Raw genomic sequence first — 20,950 nt, forward strand, 5'->3', positions numbered from 1 at the left:
AAGGCGAAGCGCGATCCGGGCCTCCGGTGCCGCCCTGCGGCAGGGTGTTCAGCCAGCGGCCACCCAGGGCAGCGGGGGGTGGTTCGCACGGGCGAGCGGCGCCCTGGGCCGCCCGTCCTCCGTCCAATTGGCATCGTCCAGCCAGGCGGCGATGGCGTCGCGCCGGGCCGGCCATTCATCAGCCAGGATGGAAAATTGGGCGGTGTCCCGCAGCCTTCCCTTCACCACCTTGATGGCGCGCAAGGTGCCCTCGTAGCGGAAGCCCAGCCGCGCGGCCGCATCGCGGGAGGGCTGGTTCATCGCGTGGCATTTCCAGACCAAGCGGCGATAGCCGAGATCATCCATCGCGTAGCGCATCAGCAGGAACATGGCTTCCGTGGCGGCGCGGCTGCGCTGGAGCCGGGGGGAGAACCAGATATTGCCGATTTCGATGGCTGAATCGGCGGGAAAGATCTCCATCAGGGTCAGCCAGCCATCCACCGTACCGGTGCGGCGGGGGCGGATGGCCCAGGCGATCGGGTCGTGCTGGGCGGCGAAGGCGGCGACATGACGGCGCATCGCAGCCTCATCCGCGAAGGGTCCATAGCCCAGATAGGCCCAGCCCGGCTCCGCCCCTGGTGCCTGGGCGGCCTGCCAGAGCTCGGCTGCGTGGCTGGTGTGCAGCGGCTCCAGATCCAGGCTGGCCCCGCGCAAGGGAATGCGGGCCGGCAGCGGCCGGGGGGTTGGATCGACTTCGGGGCCCAAAGGAGGACCGAGGGGAGCGGAATCGGGCATGGCGGCGATGCTGCCGGGACGCGGCAGCGGCCTCAAGGTGCCTGACCAAACCGTGCCGCATTGCACAAGACGCGCACCGACCCCATACCGTCCGGCCATGGCGACCGAACCCACCCCTGTCCATCCGAGCGCGGACCCGAAGCGTCCGGCTATGTCAGCCTTCCTGAACGAGACGGTGCTGGAGGTCCGGCACTGGACCGACCGGCTCTTCTCCTTCCGCTGTACGCGCGATCCGGGATTCCGCTTCGCCGCCGGGCAGTTCGCGATGATCGGGCTGATGGTGGAAGGCAAGCCGCTGATGCGGGCCTATTCCGTTGCCTCGCCCCCTTGGGAGGACACGCTGGAGTTCCTCTCCATCAAGGTGCAGAACGGCCCCCTGACCTCCCGGCTGCAGAACATCCAGCCCGGCGATACGGTGCTGATCAACCGCAAGCCCGTGGGCACGCTGCTGCTGGACAACCTGCTGCCGGGCAAGAACCTGTGGTTCCTCTCCACCGGCACCGGCCTTGCCCCTTTCATGTCCCTGATCCGCGAGCCCGAGGCCTATGATCGCTTCGATAAGGTGATCGTGACCCATACGGTGCGGCAGATCGAGGAACTGGCCTATCGCGACTACATCACCAAGGAGCTGATGCAGCACGAGTTCCTGGGCGAGATGGTCCAGGAGAAGCTGGTCTATTACCCCAGCGTTACACGCGAGGAGTTTCCGAACCGCGGCCGGATCACGGAGTTGATGGATAGCGGGAAGCTCTATTCCGATACCGGCCTGCCCCCTCTCTCTCCGGAGCATGACCGCGTGATGCTTTGCGGCTCGCCGGAGATGCTGGTGGATACGCGCGCGCGGCTCGATGCCCTGGGCATGAAGGAGGGCAGCCAGCATGAACCCGGGCATTACGTGATCGAGAAGGCCTTCGTCGAAAAATAATTCTCCGATGACGAAATTGTTGCCCACAAGTTAGGAATCAGGGCAGAGTCCTCGTGAACGCGGCCGGCAGAGTCGCGTCACGAGGGAAGTTTTCATGTCCGAGAAAGGAAAGGCAGGCCGTCGCGGCCTGCTGCGCGCCGCTGCGGTCGGCGCAACCGGGGCTGCCGTACTCGCCACGCCGGGCGTCAGCCGGGCCCAGACCACCACGCTCCGCTTCCAGTCCACCTGGCCCCAGCGCGACATCTTCCATGAATTCGCCCAGGACTATGTGGAACGGGTGAACCGCATGGCCGGCGGCAGGCTGCGGCTGGAGCTGCTGGCGGCGGGCGCGGTGGTGGGTGCCTTCCAGGTGCTGGATGCGGTGCATGCCGGTACGCTCGACGGAGGACACGGGGTCGCCGCCTACTGGTTCGGCAAGAACAAGGCCTTTTCCCTGTTCGGCACCACCCCGCCCTGGTTCGGCGATGCCAACCAGATGCTGGGCTGGTTCTACCATGGCGGCGGTGAGGCCCTGTACAGGGAGCTGCTGCACGACGTCCTGAAGATGAACGCCATCGGCTTTCTCTCCGGGCCGATGCCCACCCAGCCCTTCGGCTGGTTCAAGCAGCCGATCGAGCGGGCGGACCAGATCCGGGGCCTGAAATACCGCACCGTCGGGTTAGCTGCAGACCTGTTGGCGGAAATGGGCGCGGCGGTGGTGTCTCTTCCGGGCGGCGAGATCGTGCCGGCGCTGGAGCGCGGCGTGATCGACGGGGCGGAGTTCAACAACCCCTCCTCCGACCGCGTGCTCGGCTTTCCCGACGTCGCCAAGAACTACATGATTCAGAGCTACCACCAGCGCGTGGAAAGCTTCGAAATCCTGTTCAACCGGCAAAAATACGAAGGGCTGCCGCAGGAGCTGCAGGCGATCCTCCGCTACGGGGCAGAAGCGGCCTCGGCCGACATGTCCTGGAAGCTGCAGGACCGCTATTCAAAGGACCTGCTGGAGATGACCCAGCGCCAGGGCGTGCAGGCGCGCCCCCTGCCCCGCCCGGTGCTGGATGCGCAGCTCGCCGCCTGGAACAAGGTGATCGAACGGCTGGAGGGCGACAACTCCAACCCGAATAACGGGCCCTTCTTCAAGAAGGTCTGCGACAGCCAGCGGGAGTGGTGCCGGCGCGTGGGCAATTTCTTCCTGCGCTACGAGGCAAGCCAGGTTGTCTCCTACAACCACTTCTTCGCCAACCGCTGAGGCATGCCGGCGGGGCGCGGCCCCGCCGGCCTTCCACGGAACACAAGGAGCGTCATGCAGCGCATCCTGCTGGGGATCGACCGGCTTTCGACCATGGTCGGCCAGGCCTTCGCCTGGTGTGTTCTGGGCCTCACCTTCGTCGTCACCTATGAAGTCGTGGCGCGCTACGCCTTCCGCGCGCCGACGACCTGGGGCTACGACGTCAGCTACATGCTCTACGGCACGCTGTTCATGATGGCCGGCGCCTATGCGCTGTCCCGCAACGGCCATGTGCGCGGCGACTTTCTCTACCGTATGATGGCGCCACGCTGGCAGGCACGGCTGGATGCGCTGCTCTACCTGCTCTTCTTCTTCCCGGCGATCTTCGCTTTCATGATCTATGGCTGGCACTTCTTTGGAGAGAGCTACGCCCAGAACGAGCGTTCGATGTTCTCCCCGACGGGGCCGGTGATATGGCCCTTCAAGTTCCTCATCCCGCTGGTCGGCTTCCTGCTGCTGCTGCAGGGATTGGCGGAATTCGTGCGCTGCATCCACTGCATCCGCGATGGGCAATGGCCACAGCGCCTCTCGGATGTGGAGGAGCTGGACCAGATCATCCTGGCCCAGGCCGAGGCGCGCGGGGCCGAGGCGCTGGCGGCCGATCTGGCACGCGGCGCCGATATCGCAGTCGCCCCCCCCGCCGAGGCTGTGCCGCGAGAGCGCGCCAGCGACCAGCAGGACGGCCGGTGACACCAATCGAGGACGCCCCTTCCTCTTCCGGACGAGACAACGCCCGACCATGAGCGATCCCGCCCTCGGCCTGACCATGCTCGGGCTGTTCCTGTTCTTCATCCTGCTGGGATTTCCCATCGCCTTCACCCTAATGGCGATGGGGTTGTTCTTCGGCTATCTCGGCATGGGGGATCGTGTTTTCGACCTGCTGGTGCAGCGCACCTATGCCGTGATGGCGAATGACGTGCTCATCTCCGTGCCGCTCTTCGTCCTCATGGGCTATGTGATCGAGCGGGCGAACATTCTCGATCGCCTTTTCCGCTCGCTGCAGATGGCATCGGGCAACATCCCCGGCAGCCTCGCCGTCGCGACACTTGCCACCTGTGCGCTTTTCGCCACCGCCACCGGCATCGTCGGCGCGGTGGTGACGCTGATGGGGCTGCTCGCCTTTCCCGCGATGTTGAAAGCCGGATACGATGTCCGGCTCGCCGCGGGGGTTACCTGCGCGGGCGGATGCCTGGGCATCCTTATCCCGCCCTCGATCATGCTGATCCTCTATGGCGCGACCGCGGGCGTCTCGGTCGTGCAGCTCTATGCGGCGGCCTTCATTCCCGGCGCGATGCTGGCGATGGGCTACATCGTCTATGTCATCATTCTGGCGATGCTGAAGCCGCAAGTGGCGCCGCGCCTTCCGCCGGAGGAGCGCAATGTTCCCTTCGGGCAGATCCTGCTGGCGCTCATCACCTCCTTTGTGCCGCTGGCGCTGCTGATCACCTCGGTGCTTGGTGCCATTCTGATGGGGTTGGCGACACCGAGCGAGGCCGCCGCCATGGGCAGCCTGGGCTCCATCATCCTGGCCATCGTCTACCGCGCCTTCACCTGGGAGAAGCTGCGGCAGAGCGTCTATCTCACCGCCCGGACCTCGGCGATGGTGTGCTGGCTGTTCGTCGGCTCCTATATCTTCTCCTCGGTCTTCGGTTATCTCGGCGGCCAGTCGGTGGTCGAGGAATTCGTGAAGTCGCTGCCGCTGAACAGCTTCACCTTCATGATCCTGGCGCAGGCCATCATTTTCGTGCTGGGCTGGCCGCTGGAATGGACGGAGATCATCGTGATCTTCGTGCCGATCTTCCTGCCGCTGCTGGATGATTTCGGCATCAGCCCCCTCTTCTTCGGGGTGATGATCGCCCTCAACCTCCAGACCTCCTTTCTCTCCCCGCCCGTGGCGATGGCGACCTTCTACTTGAAGGGCGTGGCGCCGAAGTATGTCCGGCTGGAGGACATCTTCGCCGGCGTCATGCCCTTCATCTACATCGTCGTGATGAGCATGATGCTCATGTATTTTGTGCCGGAACTGGTGACCTGGCTGCCCGACAAACTCTATGGCGGCGATGTCACGGCCGATCCTTCCCTGACCATGGAAGCCCCGCCCAGCGGCGGCTTCAACGAAGAGGAGACGCTGCGCGAGTGATCGCCACGATGAGGCCCGGCCTGCGCGCGCAGCACGCTGCCGGCTGGATCGCGGAAGCGCTCTCCACCGGGAATCCGCTCGCGGCGCTGCCGCTTGAAATTGCGCCGCGTGGGCGCCGGGAGGGCGAGCGTGTGGCCTTGCTGGCCCTCGATGCCCTGGCCATCGCGCCCTGCGGCCTGCGCGTGGCTGGGGATGTGGCGGGGCCGGTGATCGAGGCACGGCTGCTGCCCGACGGCGCCAACCTTCCACCACTGCGCCACCCCGTGGTCACGGCCGCACTGGTCGGCGTGCTGCGCGAGGCGCTGGTGCCGGGAGCGGAGGACCCGCCCGCTCTCGCCTCACTACATGCCGCGCTCGATATCTCGGATCACCGCTTCACACAGCGCCCGTCAGGCAGGGCGCTGCAGGCGGCGGATCTGGGAGGGCTGGGCTTCATCATCCTGGGCCCGCCCTGCGAATCGCCCCCCGAAGCGGTCATGGCCGGCACGCAGCGCATCATGGTGCAGAAGGCGCTGGCGCCGGTGGCGGAGGCGGCGCGTCGGCTGGGCGGCCTTCCCGCAGGAGCGCTGCTGGTGGCGGCTGGCCTGTCGCCGCCCCTTTTCGCCGATGCGGCAGGGCGAATCACGCTCGGCTTCGGCGTGCTCGGTCCGGTGGCAGCGCGCCTGGCCTGATCGGCCCTGCGGCCATCACGGCACATTGCGGCGGAAGATTGCGATTCCCTAAGGGTTAACACTGGCGACATCTTGCAACCTTGTTCTAGCCTTTCCCCGACGGGTCTGCGCGACGGCCCGCTCCCGTGCTGCCGGCCTCGGCGGCGCGGCAACAGCTAAAGGCCGGGCACGTCGCGTCCCGGGGGGAAGCAGGATCAAGCAAGGCATGAGCACCGCTTATTCAACCACCGTGGCGGCCGACGGGTCCCGCGGGATGAGCCGGGAGGAGAGGAAGGTCATCATCGGCTCCTCCCTCGGCACCGTCTTCGAGTGGTACGACTTCTATCTTTACGGCAGCCTGGCCGGCCTGATCGGCACCCATTTCTTCAGCCAGTATCCCGAGGGCACGCGCAACATCTTCGCGCTGCTGACCTTCGCTGCGGGCTTCCTGGTGCGTCCCTTCGGCGCCCTCGTCTTCGGCCGGATCGGCGACCTTGTCGGGCGAAAATACACCTTCCTCGTCACGATCCTGATCATGGGTGCCTCGACCTTCCTCGTTGGTATCCTGCCCGGGTCGGACAGCATCGGCATCCTCGCGCCCATCCTGCTGATCGTGCTGCGCTGCCTTCAGGGCCTGGCGCTGGGCGGTGAGTATGGCGGCGCCGCGACCTATGTGGCGGAGCATGCGCCAAACGGCCGCCGCGGCTTCTACACCTCCTTCATCCAGATCACCGCGACCGCCGGCCTGTTCCTGTCCCTGCTCGTCATCCTGGGTACCCGCACCGCGATCGGTGAGGCCGACTTCGCCGCCTGGGGCTGGCGCATTCCCTTCCTGGTTTCCATTGTCCTGCTCGGCATTTCCGTGTGGATCCGCTCCACGCTGAATGAGAGCCCGGCTTTCCAGAAGATGAAGTCCGAGGGCACGGGCTCCAAGGCGCCGCTCTCCGAGGCCTTCGGCCAGTGGAAGAATGCGAAATGGGCGATCCTGGCGCTGCTCGGCCTGACCATGGGCCAGGCGGTGGTCTGGTACACCGGCCAGTTCTACGCCTTGTTCTTCATCAACTCGATTCTGAAGGTGGACGGACCCACCTCCAACCTGCTGATCGCCTGGGCTCTCCTCCTCGGCTCGATCTTCTTCGTGGTCTTCGGCTGGCTGTCGGACAAGATCGGGCGCAAGCCGATCATCCTTGGCGGCTGCCTGCTGGCGGCGCTGACCTATTTCCCGCTGTTCAAGATCCTGGCTGCTGAGGCCAACCCGGCACTGTACCAGGCGCACCAGACCATCCCGGTGCAGGTGCTGACCAATCCCGATAGCTGCTCCTTCCAGTTCAACCCGGTGGGTACGGCGCGCTTCACCCAGCCCTGCGACATCGCCAAGGCCGCGCTCGCCCGCGCTTCGGTCACCTATAAGGAGGAGGCGCTACCGCCGGGCACGCCGGATACCGAGACCTCGGTCCGGATCGGGGCGAATGGCACGGTGATCAAGGCGTCCGATCCCACCTTCGCGCAGCAGCTCTCCGCGGCGCTGACGGCGGCGGGCTATCCGGCGGCGTCCAACCCGACGGTGGTGAAGATGGCCGGACCCTTCGACATCTTCCGGGAGCAGACCGCCGTCATCATCGGCGTGCTGACCCTGCTCGTGATCTACGTGACCATGGTCTACGGGCCGATCGCGGCGGCGCTGGTGGAGCTGTTCCCGACGCGGATCCGCTACACCTCCATGTCGCTGCCCTACCATATCGGCAATGGGTGGTTCGGCGGGCTGCTGCCGGCGACCTCGCTGGCCATGGTGGCCCAGACCGGCGACATCTATTACGGCCTCTGGTACCCGATCGTGATTGCGCTGGCGACGGTGGTGATCGGCGCCATCTTCATCCCCGAGACCAAGAACCGCGACATCTTCGCGGCCGAGGAATCGGGAACGAACGTGCGGGCCTGAGCCGCCGCGCATGACAGAGAGGGGCGCCGGGGGATCCCCCGGCGCCCCTTTTGTTTGCCGCCTGTGGCTTGCCCCTTGCGCCAGCCCGGCCGCCCACCCCAAGCTGATGTCAATAAAGATGGGGAGGAACACATGCCGGACGGCGCTGCCGGGATTGTTGCGCCCATCCTGATCCGCGAGGATCGGGGCGCGGTCGCCACCCTCACCCTCAACCGCCCGGCCGCACGCAACGGGCTGTCCGTGGCGTTGCTCGATGCGCTCCAGGCGGCACTGCGCGACATCGCCGCCGATTCCTCCATCCGTTGCGTGGTGATCCAGGCGGAGGGACCGGTCTTTTGCGCCGGCCACGACCTGAAGGAAATCACAGCCCATTTCGGTGATGCCGATGGCGGCCACGCGTTCTTTGCCGATTCCATGGCGCGCTGCGCAGCGGTGATGCAGGCCATCCCCACCCTGCCCCAGCCCGTCATTGCCGCGGTGCAGGGCATGGCCACCGCCGCGGGCTGTCAGCTCGCCGCCGCCTGCGATCTGGTGGTGGCCTCTCAGGCCGCGCGCTTCTGCACGCCGGGCGTGGAGATCGGCCTGTTCTGCTCCACCCCGGCCGTGGCGCTGTCGCGCGCCGTGCCGCGCAAGGCGGCAATGGAGATGCTGCTCACGGCCGAGCCGATCGATGCCGCGGAGGCACACCGTCTCGGCCTGGTGAACCGCATCGTGCCGGCGGAATTGCTGCGCGGCGACGTGGCGGCCCTGGCGGCGCGGATTGCCGGGCGGTCGGCGCGGGCCGTGCAGCTCGGCAAGCGGACCTTCTATCGCCAGGCCGGGCTGCCCCTGGCCGAAGCCTATGAGGTGGCGGCCGCCGCCATGGTCGAGAACCTGCTGGCCGAGGACACGGCCGAAGGAATCGACGCCTTTCTCGCGAAGCGCAGCCCGGAATGGAGGCACCGCTGATGGACATGAACGCCCCGCCCGTTTCGGCGAAAGAGGCCTATGATGCCCTGCCGCGTGATCCGGCGAACCACCGCGCCCTGACGCCGCTGCTTTTCGTGGAACGCGCGGCCGCGACTTTTCCGGACCGGGTGGCCGTCATCCATGGCGGGCAGCGCTTCACCTGGCGCGAGCACCGGGACCGCTGCGTGCGGCTGGCCTCCGCTCTCGCGGCGCGCGGCATCGGGCGGGGCGACACGGTGGCGGCGCTGCTGCCCAACATACCCGCCATGATCGAGTGCCATAACGGCGTGCCGATGACGGGCGCCGTACTGAACACGATCAATATCCGCCTGGATGCCGACACCATCGCCTACATCCTCGACCATGGCGAGGCGCGCGCCATCGTGGTGGACCGGGAACTGGTGCCGGTGCTGGAGCGCGCACTGGCGATCGCACAGGCCAAGCCGCTGGTGATCGAGGTGAACGACCCCGAGGCCTCCTTCCCGCATACGCTGGGCGGAGAGGATTATGAGGCTTTCATCGCGGCCGGCGATCCCGCCTTTTCCTGGCGCCCCCCGGCGGATGAGTGGGATGCGATCGCGCTGAACTACACTTCCGGCACCACCGGGCGGCCGAAGGGCGTGGTCTATCATCATCGCGGCGCCTATCTGGGCGCGATCGGCGATATCCTGGCCTGCGGCATCGGCCCCGCGCCCGTCTATCTGTGGACGCTGCCGATGTTCCACTGCAATGGCTGGTGCTTCCCCTGGGCGGTGGCCGCCGTCTCCGGCACGCATGTCTGCCTGCGTGCCGTGCGCGGCCTGGTGATGTGGGAGCTGATCAAGGCGCACCGCGTGACGCATATGTGCGGCGCGCCGATCGTGCTGCAAACCCTGGTGAACGATCCGAACCGCGTGGCGGGCACGGGGCTGGTCTTCGGCACGGCTGGCGCCGCCCCGCCCGAGGCCGTTCTGGCCGCCGCCGATGCCGCCGGCGTGACGGTGCGGCACATCTACGGGCTGACCGAGTGCTACGGCCCCTCGGTCGTGAATGAATGGCATCCGGAGGATGACGCGAAGCCCGCCTCCGAGCGCGCGGCGCTGATGGCCCGCCAGGGCGTGCGCTATGTCACGCTGGAAGCCTTCGACGTGTTCGGCCCCAGCGACGTCCCCGTGCCCTGCGACGGCGTAACGATGGGCGAGGTGGTGATGCGCGGCAACACCGTGATGAAGGGCTATCTGAAGGACCCCGCCGCGACGGAGAAGGCTTTCGCCGGTGGCTGGTTCCGCACCGGCGACCTCGGCGTGAAGCACCCTGATGGCTATGTGCAGCTGAAGGACCGGGCGAAGGACATCATCATCTCCGGAGGCGAGAACATCTCCTCCATCGAGGTGGAGGACGCGCTCTACAAGCACCCGGCCGTGGCCGTGGCAGCCGTGGTCGCTGCACCCGACGAGAAATGGGGCGAGGTGCCCTGGGCCTTCGTGGAGCTGAAGCCCGATGCGGAGGCCACGGAGGAGGAGCTGATCGCCCATGCGCGCGAGCGGCTGGCGGGATTCAAGGTGCCGAAGCGGGTGATATTCCAGGAGGTTCCGAAGACCTCCACGGGCAAGCTGCAGAAGGTGCCGTTGCGCCAGGCGGTTCGGGAAGGGTTGATTGCCGGATAGGCCGGATCGCTGACGGGCAGCATTGTCCGGCGCTGCGAACCGGCTTTCCCGGGACAGAACAGGGTATCCAGGAGTGAACGGGTGAAGCCCTGATCCCGACAAGTCGCAGACCTGATCGTCTTGCGGCGCACGCCCGGCCGCCGCATGAAACTTTCATGACATCGCTTATGATCCGCGACAGCCGCTCCGAGGACATTCCCGCCATCGCGCGCATCTACGCCCATTGGGTTGAGCATGGCCGCGCCTCTTTCGAACTCACGCCCCCGGACGAGGCAGAGATGGCGTCGCGGCGGGAGGCAGTGCTGGCCGGTGGCTACCCGCATCTGGTCGCGGTGGATGAGGCGGGCACGGTGCTCGGCTATGCCTATGCCTCGGCCTACCGGCCGCGCCCGGCCTATCGGCACACGGTGGAGAACTCGGTTTATGTCGCGCCCTCCGGCACGCGGGGCGGTGTCGGGAAGGCACTGCTGGCGGCGCTGATCGAGCGCTGCGAGGCGGCGGAATTCCGGCTGATGGTTGCGGTGATCGGGGATTCGGCGAACACCCCTTCCATTAGGCTGCACGAGGCGTTGGGCTTCCGCCATGCGGGCGTCATTCCCTCCATCGGCTGGAAGCATGAGCGCTGGCTGGACACGGTGCTGATGGTCCGGCCCCTGGGCCCCGGTGACACGACGCCGCCGACGCGGCCTTGATCCTGCCCAGCGCCGCCGAGGCCGACCGGCACACCCGGGACTCCGCCATTACCCTGGCCTGCACCCTGCCGGCGGACACGGTGCTCTATCTGCTGCTGCCGCTCTATGCCGGCACCTTTGGCGTGACCCTGCCGGAGGCCGGCATCCTGCTGGCGGCCAACCGACTGGTCCGCATCGCCGGCTATGGCTGGGTGGCGCGCTTCTATTCGGAGCGCGGCCCGCGCGCCGCCTGCATGCTGGCGGCGGCGGCGGCGGCGCTCGCCTCCTTCGGCTATGCGGCGCTGTCGGGCGTCTGGGCGCTGCTGGTGGCACGGCTGCTCTGGGGGTTGGCCTTCGCGGCCATGAACATTGCTGTGCAGGCCCTGCCCACGGCGCTGGCGGATGGCGCGGCGCGGCGCAGCGGCTGGTCGCGCTCCATCGTCGCGGCCGGGCCGATGATCGGGCTGCTGGGCGGGGCGGTGCTGGCGGAATGGGCTGGGCCGCGGATCGTCTTCGTGGTGCTGGGCTTCGTCTCGCTGCCGGCCATCCTCTTCGCCTCGCGTCTGCCCACCCTGCCGGAAGGCGAGGCCAAGGCTGGGCCGCGCTTCGGCCTGCCCAACGCGCTGGAGGTCTGGGCCTTCATCTTCGGCCTCACCATGGACGGGCTCTTCGTCATCGGCCTGTCGGTGCTGGCCTCTGCGGCCTTACCGGAAGGTGCGACCCTGGCTGCTGGCGCTGCCCTGGCACTGCGCTATGCGGCGGAGATCTTCCTCTCACCGGCCGGGGGCTGGCTGGCAGGGCGGGTCGGGGCAAGGAGGGCGCTGGTGGGGCTTTCCCTCGCCACGGCTGGCGGCCTGCTGCTTCTGGCGACGGGCGGCGTGCTGCTCTGGGCCGGGGCGCTGGCCACCGTGCTGCTGCGGGCCGTCATTCAGCCCCTGCCCGGCCCGGTGGTGGCCGCCGAAAATCCGGGCGCGGCTCGCGTGCCCGCCCTGGCCAGGCAATCCACCTGGCGCGACATCGGCGCCGGCGTGGGGCCGTTGCTGGCCGGCATCCTTCTGCCTATCGCCCCGGCCCTGCTGATCTATGGCGGCGGGGCCGCGCTGCTGGCGGCGGCCAGCCTCGGCATCCGCCGCCCGGCCGCGCCTCTCCAACCCTGATGGCCCTGCCCGCGTTCATGGGAGAGTCGAAGGGGATTAACACAGGACATGCCCGACCAGGCCGCCAGGCAGCCCATGGCCGGACACGGCGCCATGCAGCTCACCAGCGTGGTGCTGGACGCCTACAATGCCGAATTGCGGGACGGGGAAGGCTTCCTCGGCGACCGCGCCAGCAAGCGCGCCTTCCACGCTATTCTGGACGAATGGCGTGACCGGCTGCGCAAGCTGGGCGACGAGGACCCGCTGGGTGAAGCCGACAGCAATGACAATTTCATGCGCCGCCTGGAGAAGCTGCTGCAGGACGAGCGACCGGAGGCGGCCGCCCTGATCCATGGGGTGGTCGAGGAGTTCGCGCAGGAACTGGCCGGCGTCACCAGCCGCTTCCTGAAGCTGAAGGGCTGGAAGGACACGCAGCGCATCGTCGTTGGCGGAGGAATGAGCGGCAGCCGGGTGGGAAAGCTCGCGATCGGCCGCGCCTCGCTGCTGTTGAAAGCCGATGATCAGGGTGTGGAGCTGGTGCCTATCACCCATGATCCGGACGAGGCCGCGCTGATCGGCGCCGTCCATCTGGCGCCGAGCTGGATCTTTGCCGGGCATGACAGCCTGCTGGCCGTGGATATCGGCGGCACCGCCATCCGCGCCGGGCTGGTGGAGCTGAACCTGAAAAAGGCGCAGGACCTGTCGGCAGCCCGCGTTATCGGACTGGAAGTCTGGCGCCATCGCGATGACCGCCCGACCCGCGAGCAGGCAGTGGAGCGGCTCGCCACCATGCTGCGCGGGATGGTTGCCCTGGCGGAGGCGAAGAAGCGGGCCCTGGCCCCCTTCATCGGCATTGGCTGCCCCGGCATCATCGAGAAGGATGGATCAATCGACCGTGGCGGCCAGAACCTGCCGGGCAACTGGGAGAGCAGCCGCTTCAACCTGCCGCGCGAGATCACCGAGGCCATTCCCGAGATCGGCGGCCATGCCACCGCCGTGCTGATGCACAATGACGCCGTGCTGCAAGGGCTGAGCGAAATCCCGAACATGCAGGACGTGGAGCGCTGGGGAGTGCTGACGATCGGAACCGGGCTGGGGAATGCGCGGTTCACCAACCGTCGGCAGGATTGACGCTTGTTTCTGGGACGTCGAGGCGGTGGTCTCCGCGAGACGCCGCCTCCCGCACCCCATCATCAGTTTCTCGACCGTCTTTCGCCTGAAAAGCCCGGCGTGGGGTAGCAGGGTCCGCAGGCGAGTTCATGCGATGGTGGACGACTGCGGGTTCCTCCTGCGCCGAACCCCTGGGTCGATAGCGCCGCCCCCGGTCATGGTGGAGCTTCAGGCGAATGGTGACCGATGGGTCGCTCCAATCCTGACATTCCTGGCCCTTTCGCCTGACGTCCGCTTCTGACGGAGAAGCCGTGCCAGGCATTCCGAACGCCAGGCCCTTGCTTTGCGCCCATCTCGGACGTCCGTGCGGCGGCGTCGAGTTCTCGAAAGCGGACCTAAGCCCGAGAGGCAGACCTGCCCCGGATGTCCAGGAAAAGGTGCCCCTTGCGCTTCGGTGCACGACCTGAGATGCCTCGCGACCATCATTAACTGCCTGTAATTGGAGAGAAAGGCTTTGCAGGAAGCTGTTTCGGCGCAAGATTTCGCGCCAACTCTGCGCGCGCGGGTGGCCAGACTGGTTACCTCCACCGAATTCCAGCGTGTCGTAACGGCCCTCATCGTCCTCAACGCCGTCACCCTGGGGCTGGAGACCTCGGACACGGTCATGAGTGGCTTCGGCCCAGCCCTGGAGTTCATTGACGGCTTCCTGCTCTGCTTGTTCACGGCTGAGCTGGCCTTGAGGATCTTTGCCTTCCGCGGCCGCTTCTTCCGTGACCCCTGGGGCATCTTCGACCTGGTCGTGATCGGCATCTCCTGGGCACCCTCGGGCGGGGACCTGTCCGTCCTCCGGTCACTGCGCGTGCTGCGAGTCCTCCGCCTCCTCTCGGTCGTTCCGTCCCTCCGGAACGTAGTCGGGGCCATGCTGGCCGCCTTGCCCGGGATGGGCAGCATCGTCCTGCTCATGGGGCTGATGTTCTACGTCGGGGGCGTGATGGCGACGAAGCTGTTCGGCGAAAGCATGCCGGAGAAGTTCGGGACCCTCGGAGAGTCCATCTTCACCTTGTTCCAGCTGATGACGCTGGAGGGATGGGTTGAGGACATCGTGAAGCCCGCCATGGAGAACCACCCTGGCGCCCTTCTGTTCTTCATCCCCTTCATCGTCATCTCCACCTTCGTCGTGCTGAACCTCTTTCTCGGCGTCATCGTCGAGAGCATCCAGACACTGCGAGAAGCACGCGAGAGCGCCGACGCCGAGGCGGCCCAGGCTGCCACGGATGCCGCCGCTTCCGCCGCCCACGCCGACAGCCAGATGCTGTTGTCGGAGGTGCGTGCCCTGCGGATGGAGATCTCCGCATTGCGGGCTGAGAGGGGCTAGGACCGTGGTGGGCGCGGGTTTCGCCCGCGCCCACAGGCTTCCTGCCCGAAAACTTCGTCCAGTCTTGGGCAGGGGGAAATCCGGGCGATATGGGCCGGGCTTTCAGCCCGGCCCTGTTCCCAGCCGTGCGCCGAGGGTGCAGAGGTGGGGGTAACAGCCTAGCGCGCCATCGAACCAGGCGCCGGTGCCCGCTTTTCGACATCGTCGTCCCAGGAGCGGACTGGCCGCTTTGGGCCAGACCATATCGTCAAGCGTGAGGCCAGAGGGCTCGCAGTTACGTCCGCTCGCGAGCACCAAGCAGATATCCGCGCCCTCACCGTTTACGGCCTCTTCCTGCCTCGAGGCACGGTGGCCGACCCGGCGTCCGGGGTGGCCACCCTCGCCGCGGAGGGCCTGGGAGGCAGGGTCTCCCCGAGGCCACCAGTATCAATCCAGAGGCAGCTTCCAGGGCTTCGGCTCGGTATCGCCCGCGATGTAGAGCGGGTGCCCGGGCTGGCCGTTCCCGGTCACCTTGAGCGCGAGCGGCCTCGCCCCGACCCGGGCCAGGATGGCCGCGAGTTGGGCGGCGCGCCATTGCAACTTCTTCGGCGGCAGGCCCCAGGCCACCACCAACCGGTCCGCCCGCGCGGCCCAGTCAGCGATGGCGGCGTCGTTGCCGGGGCCGACAGGGTCCTCGGCTTCCAGCAGCATGGCGGGCTTGGTGGCGCGCAAGGCAAAGGCGTTCAGCACGACCATGGCGCCGTAGCCCCAGCGCCGTGTGAAATCGCGGGCGCGGCGGACGGTGGGGTCGTCCACGGTCTCGTCCGCGGTGCTGGGGTTCATCATGATCCAGGCGCAGACGCCGGGGGACCCAAACGGCTGGCCGTCCCAGCGGCGCTCCAGCACGGTGCGGTAGCGACCATCGGCGGAGAATTCGGCGCGGCTGACGACCTCGGCGCCGATCTTCAGCCGCACCTTGCCACCGGGATCGTGCAGGTCCTGGGGGCGGGGCGGTTCCGGGAGGAGGTCGCCCGTCCCGCCGCGCCTCATCGGGCGTTCGCGCTCGCCTCGGAGCGGGTCGCGCCAACGCGGGAGGCAAGGGCGGCGGCCATGAACTCGTCCAGGTCACCATCCAGCACGGCGGCCGGGTTGCCCTTCTCCACGCCGGTGCGGAGGTCCTTCACCATCTGATAGGGCTGCAGGACATAGGACCGGATCTGGTGGCCCCAGCCGATATCCGTCTTGCCGGCCTCGGTGGCGGCGGAGAGGGCCTCCCGCTTCTGCAGTTCCAGCTCATAGAGGCGGGCGCGCAGCATATCCATGGCAATGGCACGGTTGCGATGCTGTGAACGGTCCTGGGTGGAGGCCACCACAATCCCGGTGGGGATATGGGTGAAGCGCACGCCCGATTCCGTCTTGTTCACGTGCTGGCCGCCGGCGCCGGAGGCGCGGAAGGTGTCCGTCTTGAGGTCGGCCGGGTTGATCTCGACCTGAATTTTGTCGTCGATCACCGGGTAGACATAGACGGAGGCGAAGCTTGTCTGCCGCTTGTCATTGCCACCGAAGGGCGAGATGCGGACCAGGCGGTGGACGCCCATCTCGGTCTTCAGCCAGCCATAGGCATTGGGGCCGCTGACCTGGATTGTGGCGGACTTGATGCCGGCCTCGTCGCCGTCGCTGCGCTCGGTGATCGTGACCTTGTAGCCATGCGATTCGGCCCAGCGCGTGTACATGCGGAGCATCATCTCCGCCCAGTCCTGCGCGTCCGTGCCTCCGGCGCCGGCATTCACCTCGATATAGGCGTCGTTGCCGTCAGCCTCGCCCGAGAGAAGGCTTTCGATCTCGCGGCGCTTCGCCTCGGCAGCCAGACGATGCAGGTCGGCCACCGCGGCATCGGCTGTCGCGGTGTCCTCCTCGGCCTCGGCCAGCTCGATCAGGTCCAGCGCGTCCTGCACCTCCTGCTCAAGCTTCCTCACCCCGTCGATCTGGTCGGACAGGCGGGTGCGCTCGCGCATCAGCTTCTGCGCCGCGGCGGCGTCGTCCCAGAGGGAGGGGTCCTCCGCCCGGGCGTTCAGCTCATGGAGCCGCACGACGGCGGCATCCCAGTTCAGGTGGCGCCGCAGCAGGGCGACGCTATCGGCGATCTGAGCCTTAAGGCTCTCGGCATCGGCACGCATGGTTCAGCGGGTCCAGTCGGATCGCCGGAAGCGCCGATCCGATCTCCTTGCAAGTGATGAGGGCACCCCGATCAGATGGGGATTCCGGGGCGGACCTAGTAGAGCCCGCCCAGGCTGCTGTCCACGGCCGAGGCCGTGGCCCCGGCGCCGGCTCCGCCGCCTGAGGCCACATTGCCGCCCATGGGCGGGCGGGCCGCGTTCTCGGTGCCGGGGCGGAAGGGTTCCAGGATGGCTTGGCCGTTGCTGGTCTGCACCCGCACCAGCGCCACGCCTGGCGGGGCGCGGAAGGGCACGGGCGGGCTGTCATGCAGGGCCGCCGCCACCACCTCGTTGAAGATCGGCGCCGCGTTGCCACCACCCGTCTCGCCATCGCCCAGGCTGTGCGGCTCGTCGAAGCCGACCCAGACCGCCACCACGATGTCCGGGGTGAAGCCCACGAACCAGTTGTCGAAATAGTCGTTCGTGGTGCCGGTCTTGCCGGCCACGGGACGGTTCAGCCCCTTGGCCGCGGCCACGCCTGTGCCGCGCGTGACCGCACCCTGCAGCAGTGAAACCATCTGATAGGCCGCGATCGGGTCCACGATCTGCGGGCGCTTATCCTCCAGCCGCGGCGGGCCGGCGGCCACATCGGCATTGCAGCCTTCGCAGCGCTGGGCGTCATTGCGCCATACGACATGGCCAAAGCGGTCCTGCACGCTGTCAATCAGCGAGGGTTCCACGAACTTGCCGCCATTGACGAAAGCGGCGTAGCCAGCCGCCATCCGCATTACCGTCGTTTCGCCGGCGCCGAGCGCCATGGAGAGGACGCGCGGCATGTTCGGCATCACGCCGAACCGGCGGGCGGTCTCAGCCACCTTGTCGATGCCGATCTCCTGCGCCAGCCGGATGGTGACAAGGTTCAGCGACTTCTCCAGGGCGGTGCGCATGGTCACCCAGCCATGGAAGTTGTTGCCGTAATTGCCGGGGCGCCAGATGCCCTGGGCCGTCTGCAGCTCGAAGGGCGCGTCCAGCAGCTGCTGGTTAGGCGGAATGCCCATCTCCAGTGCCGTGACATAGACGAAGGGCTTGAAGGAGGAGCCGGGCTGCCGCATCGCCTGGGTGGCGCGGTTGAACCAGGACTTCTCGAAGCTGAAGCCACCGCTCATGGCCAGAACGCGGCCCGTGGAGGGATCGAGTGCGACCACCGCGCCCTCCACCTGCGGGATCTGGCGCAGCGCGACGCGCTCCCCGCGCGCCGGGGGACGCCCCTGGGAAGCTGGCGCGGCACCGACGCTCTCCACCATCACCACATCGCCGGGGGAGACGATATCGGCCATGCGGCGGAACGGCGCACCGAGGCGACCGTCCCGCCACGGGCGGGACCAGCCCACATCCTCCATGGAGAGGCGACCCTCACGCGGCTGGGCAGGATCGCGCGGGCCGGGCCGCTCGGCCCAGCCGAGCCGGGCCTCGCGGGCATTCACCTCCAGCACCACGGCCAGGCGCCATTCCGGCAGCATGCCGGGCACGCGGGGCACGCCCTCCAGCGCCGGCATCCACTCGGCCGGCGCGGCGGAGATCTTCGTGACCGCCCCGCGCCAGCCGCCGCGGCGGCGGTCATAGGCCATCAGGTGCCTGCGAAGCGCATTCTCTGTCGCGGCCTGGAGCGCGGGATCCATGGAGGTGCGGACCACGAGGCCGCCCATGGTCGTCTGCTCCGGCCCGAAGCGGCTGTTCAGGTCGCGCCGTACCTCCTCGGTGAAGTACTGGCCAACGGGCACGAAGTCCGGCCGGGCGCGGCCGCGGGCCAGGATGGGCTCCTTCTTGGCGGTCTCAGCCTCCTCCCGCGTGATGGCGCCGTCCTCGGCCATGCGGTCCAGCACCCAGTCACGGCGGGCCTTCGCGGCCTCGGGATAGCGGTTGGGGTTGTAGTTGTTCGGCGCCTTGGGCAGGGCGCCGAGGAAGGCCATCTCGCCGATGGTCAGCTCGTCCAGGCCCTTGTTGAAGTAGTTCATCGCGGCGGCCGCGACGCCATAGGCCTGGGCGCCCAGGAAGATCTCGTTCAGGTAGATCTCGAGGATACGGTCCTTGCTCATGGCCGTTTCCAGCCGGTTGGCGAGGATCGCCTCCCGCACCTTGCGCATGATGGTACGGTCATTGCCCACCAGCATGTTCTTGGCGACCTGCTGGGTGATGGTGGAGGCGCCGATGGAGCGGCGTCCCGTTCCCATGGCTTCCAGGTTGGTGAAGGCAGCGCGGGCGATGGCGAAGGGATCGACGCCGTGATGGGTCCAGAAATTCTGGTCCTCGGCGGAGACGAAGGCCTGCTGCAGGCGCTTGGGGATGGCGCCGATCGGAATGAAGACGCGGCGCTCCAGCGCCATCTCGGCCATCAGGCGGCTGTCGGCGGCATAGATGCGTGACATCTGCGGCGGCTGGTAATCGGCCAGCCAGGCATGGTCGGGCAGGTCGGCCGTCGCGGTACGCCACAGCCCGTAGCCCGCGATGCCGCCAACGACCACGCCGACCATGCCGGTCGCGAAGACAAAGCCGACGGTCCGGCGCAGCCAGATGGCACGGCGCGGGCGCGGCTTGCCCGGACCGGGCGGTGGCATCGAGGAGGAATCCATCGAATCGGACTGCTCCGCGGGGGCCGACCCGTTCCGTGGGCGGCGCTCGCCTACCAGGGGCCGTTCAGCGCGGAGATTTTTGGAAGCCATCCTGTTCCTCACGACCGCCCGGCCCCGGGGAGGGGTGGGACGGCCCAACGATGTATCAAGCAGCTGGCGCGCCGCGGGGCGGCTTAACAGCCCCGGGAAGCACCGCCCTGTCACGGGTTCGTTACATCCGGCCCACTATAACATAGGGCGGCATAACATGGGGTGGTGCTGGGCTGCGCTGCCCGTCCGGCACCCCACACCCGCAAAGAGGGCAGAACCGTAAGCAGGCCCTGGCCAGACCGGTTGTCCGCGCCCGTCCCTCCGTCGGGCCGTGTGGCTCCGGTGCCACCGGCTCCTGCTTCATCCCATGCGGGCCACCCCGAGCCCAGGCCGTTCCAGGTAATCCTCCACCGCTCCGGCAAGGGCCGCGGCCACCATCGCCCGGTGTTCCGGCCGCTTGAGCTGGGCCTCGTCCCGACGATCCGAGAGGAAGCCGATCTCCACGAGCATAGAAGGAATATCAGGCGCTTTCAGCACGGCGAAGGCAGCCTGGCGGTGGGTGTTAGGCAGCAGCGGCACCCGTGGCCGCAAGGCGCCCACGGCCATGTTGGCCAGGCGCAGCGAGCCCTGCCGCGTTTCCTGCCGCACGAGGCTGAGCAGGATGCGCTGCACATCCGCCGGAACGGGCGGCAGGTGCAGACCGCCCGCCGCATCCGCCGCGTTCTCCCGCCGGGCCAGCGCCGCGGAGAGGGCATCGGACGCGGTTTCCGAGAGGGTGTAAACGCTGGCCCCCCGCGCGCCGGGCGCAGAATCCGCGTGGATCGAGACGAAAATCGTCGCCCGGTTCCGGCGCGCGAACTCCACCCGTCCGGCCAGAGGTACGAAGACGTCCCGCGTGCGGGTCATCAGCACCCGGCATCGCCCGCCCGCCTCCAGGCGCCGCTTCACCTCCTGCGCCGCGGCCAGGACGATACGCTTTTCATGCGTGCCGGTGGCACCGATGGTGCCGGGATCCTTGCCGCCATGGCCGGGGTCCAGCACCACCACGGGCTTCGGGGCGGCCTGGGCCTGGGCGATGGGGCGGCCCGGCCCGGCCATGCGGGCGAAGGCGGCCGCCGGGCCCGAGCGGATGGACAGGACCAGCGCCCCGTCCTCCCGCCCGATCTCCGGCGCGGCGACGGGGCCGTTCAGGTCGATGATCAGGCGGCTGGCGCGCGCATCCCAGGTCACGGCGCGCACGGGGCCGCTGCCGCGCAGGCTGCGCGGCCCCTCCCAGCTATGGCGCGGCAGGCGCAGCACCAGCCGGGCCGGGCGCGCCTCGGCCGTCAGGCGCCAGGCCTGCCCGGCGGCACCAGGCAGCAACAGGCGCACGCCATGGACCTCTGCCTGCAGGATAGCGCCCCCGGCGGCGGCCGGGCGTGGTGCAACCAGCGCGGCCAGGGCCGCAGCCAGCAGGCCCCGGCGCGCCAGGGCTGGCGTCGAGTTCGGTTTCATCCCCTTCGTCCCCCCTCAAGGTCGTCAGGTTCCCCTGGACCCAGATCATAGCACCGGGAATGCGGTTGAAGCGTGAC

At 68.0% G+C, this 20,950-nt stretch carries 17 protein-coding genes; 12 read left to right on the forward strand and 5 right to left on the reverse strand.

All coding sequences use genetic code 11. The features are described 5' to 3' along the window. Nucleotides 1-48 precede the first annotated feature (48 nt). Nucleotides 49-810, reverse strand: a complete 762-nt coding sequence (locus ACO1BU_RS12975; protein WP_424136373.1) for a GNAT family N-acetyltransferase — start codon at nt 808-810, stop codon at nt 49-51. Between the two features lie 115 nt (nt 811-925). On the opposite strand from ACO1BU_RS12975, the gene ACO1BU_RS12980 reads away from it, so the two are divergent. The 12 genes from ACO1BU_RS12980 (at nt 926) to ACO1BU_RS13035 (ending at nt 14,584) form a co-directional block, all read left to right on the forward strand. Then, nucleotides 926-1,699, forward strand: a complete 774-nt coding sequence (locus ACO1BU_RS12980) for a ferredoxin--NADP reductase (protein ID WP_424136415.1) — start codon at nt 926-928, stop codon at nt 1,697-1,699. A gap of 94 nt (nt 1,700-1,793) precedes the next feature. After that, nucleotides 1,794-2,930, forward strand: a complete 1,137-nt coding sequence (locus ACO1BU_RS12985; RefSeq protein WP_424136374.1) for a TRAP transporter substrate-binding protein — start codon at nt 1,794-1,796, stop codon at nt 2,928-2,930. Between the two features lie 54 nt (nt 2,931-2,984). Continuing rightward, nucleotides 2,985-3,659, forward strand: coding sequence for a TRAP transporter small permease subunit (locus ACO1BU_RS12990; protein ID WP_424136375.1), 675 nt, complete (start codon nt 2,985-2,987; stop codon nt 3,657-3,659). Between the two features lie 49 nt (nt 3,660-3,708). Beyond that, complete coding sequence (locus ACO1BU_RS12995) at nt 3,709-5,109, forward strand: TRAP transporter large permease (protein ID WP_424136376.1); 1,401 nt, start codon at nt 3,709-3,711, stop codon at nt 5,107-5,109. Next, nucleotides 5,106-5,780: a hypothetical protein gene (locus ACO1BU_RS13000; RefSeq protein ID WP_424136377.1), complete on the forward strand. Its 675-nt coding sequence runs from the start codon at nt 5,106-5,108 to the stop codon at nt 5,778-5,780. The genes ACO1BU_RS12995 and ACO1BU_RS13000 overlap by 4 nt, the downstream gene beginning before the upstream one ends. Nucleotides 5,781-5,985: 205 nt before the next feature. Next, nucleotides 5,986-7,698: an MFS transporter gene (locus tag ACO1BU_RS13005; protein WP_424136378.1), complete on the forward strand. Its 1,713-nt coding sequence runs from the start codon at nt 5,986-5,988 to the stop codon at nt 7,696-7,698. Between the two features lie 132 nt (nt 7,699-7,830). Beyond that, nucleotides 7,831-8,646, forward strand: coding sequence for an enoyl-CoA hydratase (locus ACO1BU_RS13010; RefSeq protein ID WP_424136379.1), 816 nt, complete (start codon nt 7,831-7,833; stop codon nt 8,644-8,646). After that, nucleotides 8,646-10,292 (forward strand): AMP-binding protein, encoded by a 1,647-nt coding sequence (locus ACO1BU_RS13015; protein WP_424136380.1) that lies wholly within the window; start codon nt 8,646-8,648, stop codon nt 10,290-10,292. Before ACO1BU_RS13010 ends, ACO1BU_RS13015 begins: the two co-directional genes overlap by 1 nt. Nucleotides 10,293-10,447: 155 nt before the next feature. Next, nucleotides 10,448-10,984: a GNAT family N-acetyltransferase gene (locus ACO1BU_RS13020; RefSeq protein WP_424136381.1), complete on the forward strand. Its 537-nt coding sequence runs from the start codon at nt 10,448-10,450 to the stop codon at nt 10,982-10,984. Beyond that, entirely contained in the window at nt 10,981-12,120 is a 1,140-nt protein-coding gene (locus tag ACO1BU_RS13025) for an MFS transporter (protein ID WP_424136382.1), read from the forward strand. The genes ACO1BU_RS13020 and ACO1BU_RS13025 overlap by 4 nt, the downstream gene beginning before the upstream one ends. Nucleotides 12,121-12,168: 48 nt before the next feature. Further along, a complete protein-coding gene (locus ACO1BU_RS13030; RefSeq protein ID WP_424136383.1) occupies nt 12,169-13,230 on the forward strand; it encodes an ROK family protein in 1,062 nt (353 codons plus the stop codon). A 493-nt stretch (nt 13,231-13,723) separates the two neighbouring features. Continuing rightward, the gene (locus ACO1BU_RS13035) at nt 13,724-14,584 is read left to right on the forward strand and encodes an ion transporter (protein WP_424136384.1); all 861 of its coding nucleotides are present in this window, start codon (nt 13,724-13,726) and stop codon (nt 14,582-14,584) included. A 426-nt stretch (nt 14,585-15,010) separates the two neighbouring features. Here the strand turns inward: ACO1BU_RS13035 and ACO1BU_RS13040 are convergent, their stop codons facing one another. The 4 genes from ACO1BU_RS13040 to ACO1BU_RS13055 form a co-directional block, all read right to left on the reverse strand. Further along, complete coding sequence (locus ACO1BU_RS13040) at nt 15,011-15,613, reverse strand: DUF1643 domain-containing protein (protein ID WP_424136385.1); 603 nt, start codon at nt 15,611-15,613, stop codon at nt 15,011-15,013. After that, nucleotides 15,610-16,740 carry a peptide chain release factor 2 gene (gene prfB / locus ACO1BU_RS13045; RefSeq protein ID WP_424136386.1) on the reverse strand — a complete coding sequence of 377 codons (1,131 nt, stop codon included), beginning with the start codon at nt 16,738-16,740 and terminating at the stop codon, nt 15,610-15,612. The genes ACO1BU_RS13040 and prfB overlap by 4 nt, the downstream gene beginning before the upstream one ends. A 95-nt stretch (nt 16,741-16,835) precedes the next feature. Further along, entirely contained in the window at nt 16,836-19,334 is a 2,499-nt protein-coding gene (locus tag ACO1BU_RS13050; RefSeq protein ID WP_424136387.1) for a penicillin-binding protein 1A, read from the reverse strand. Between the two features lie 405 nt (nt 19,335-19,739). Then, the gene (locus ACO1BU_RS13055) at nt 19,740-20,873 is read right to left on the reverse strand and encodes an N-acetylmuramoyl-L-alanine amidase family protein (RefSeq protein WP_424136388.1); all 1,134 of its coding nucleotides are present in this window, start codon (nt 20,871-20,873) and stop codon (nt 19,740-19,742) included. Nucleotides 20,874-20,950: the final 77 nt, after the last annotated feature.

Source organism: Roseomonas chloroacetimidivorans, from assembly GCF_049629625.1.
GTDB classification, from domain to species: Bacteria; Pseudomonadota; Alphaproteobacteria; order Acetobacterales; family Acetobacteraceae; genus Roseomonas; species Roseomonas chloroacetimidivorans.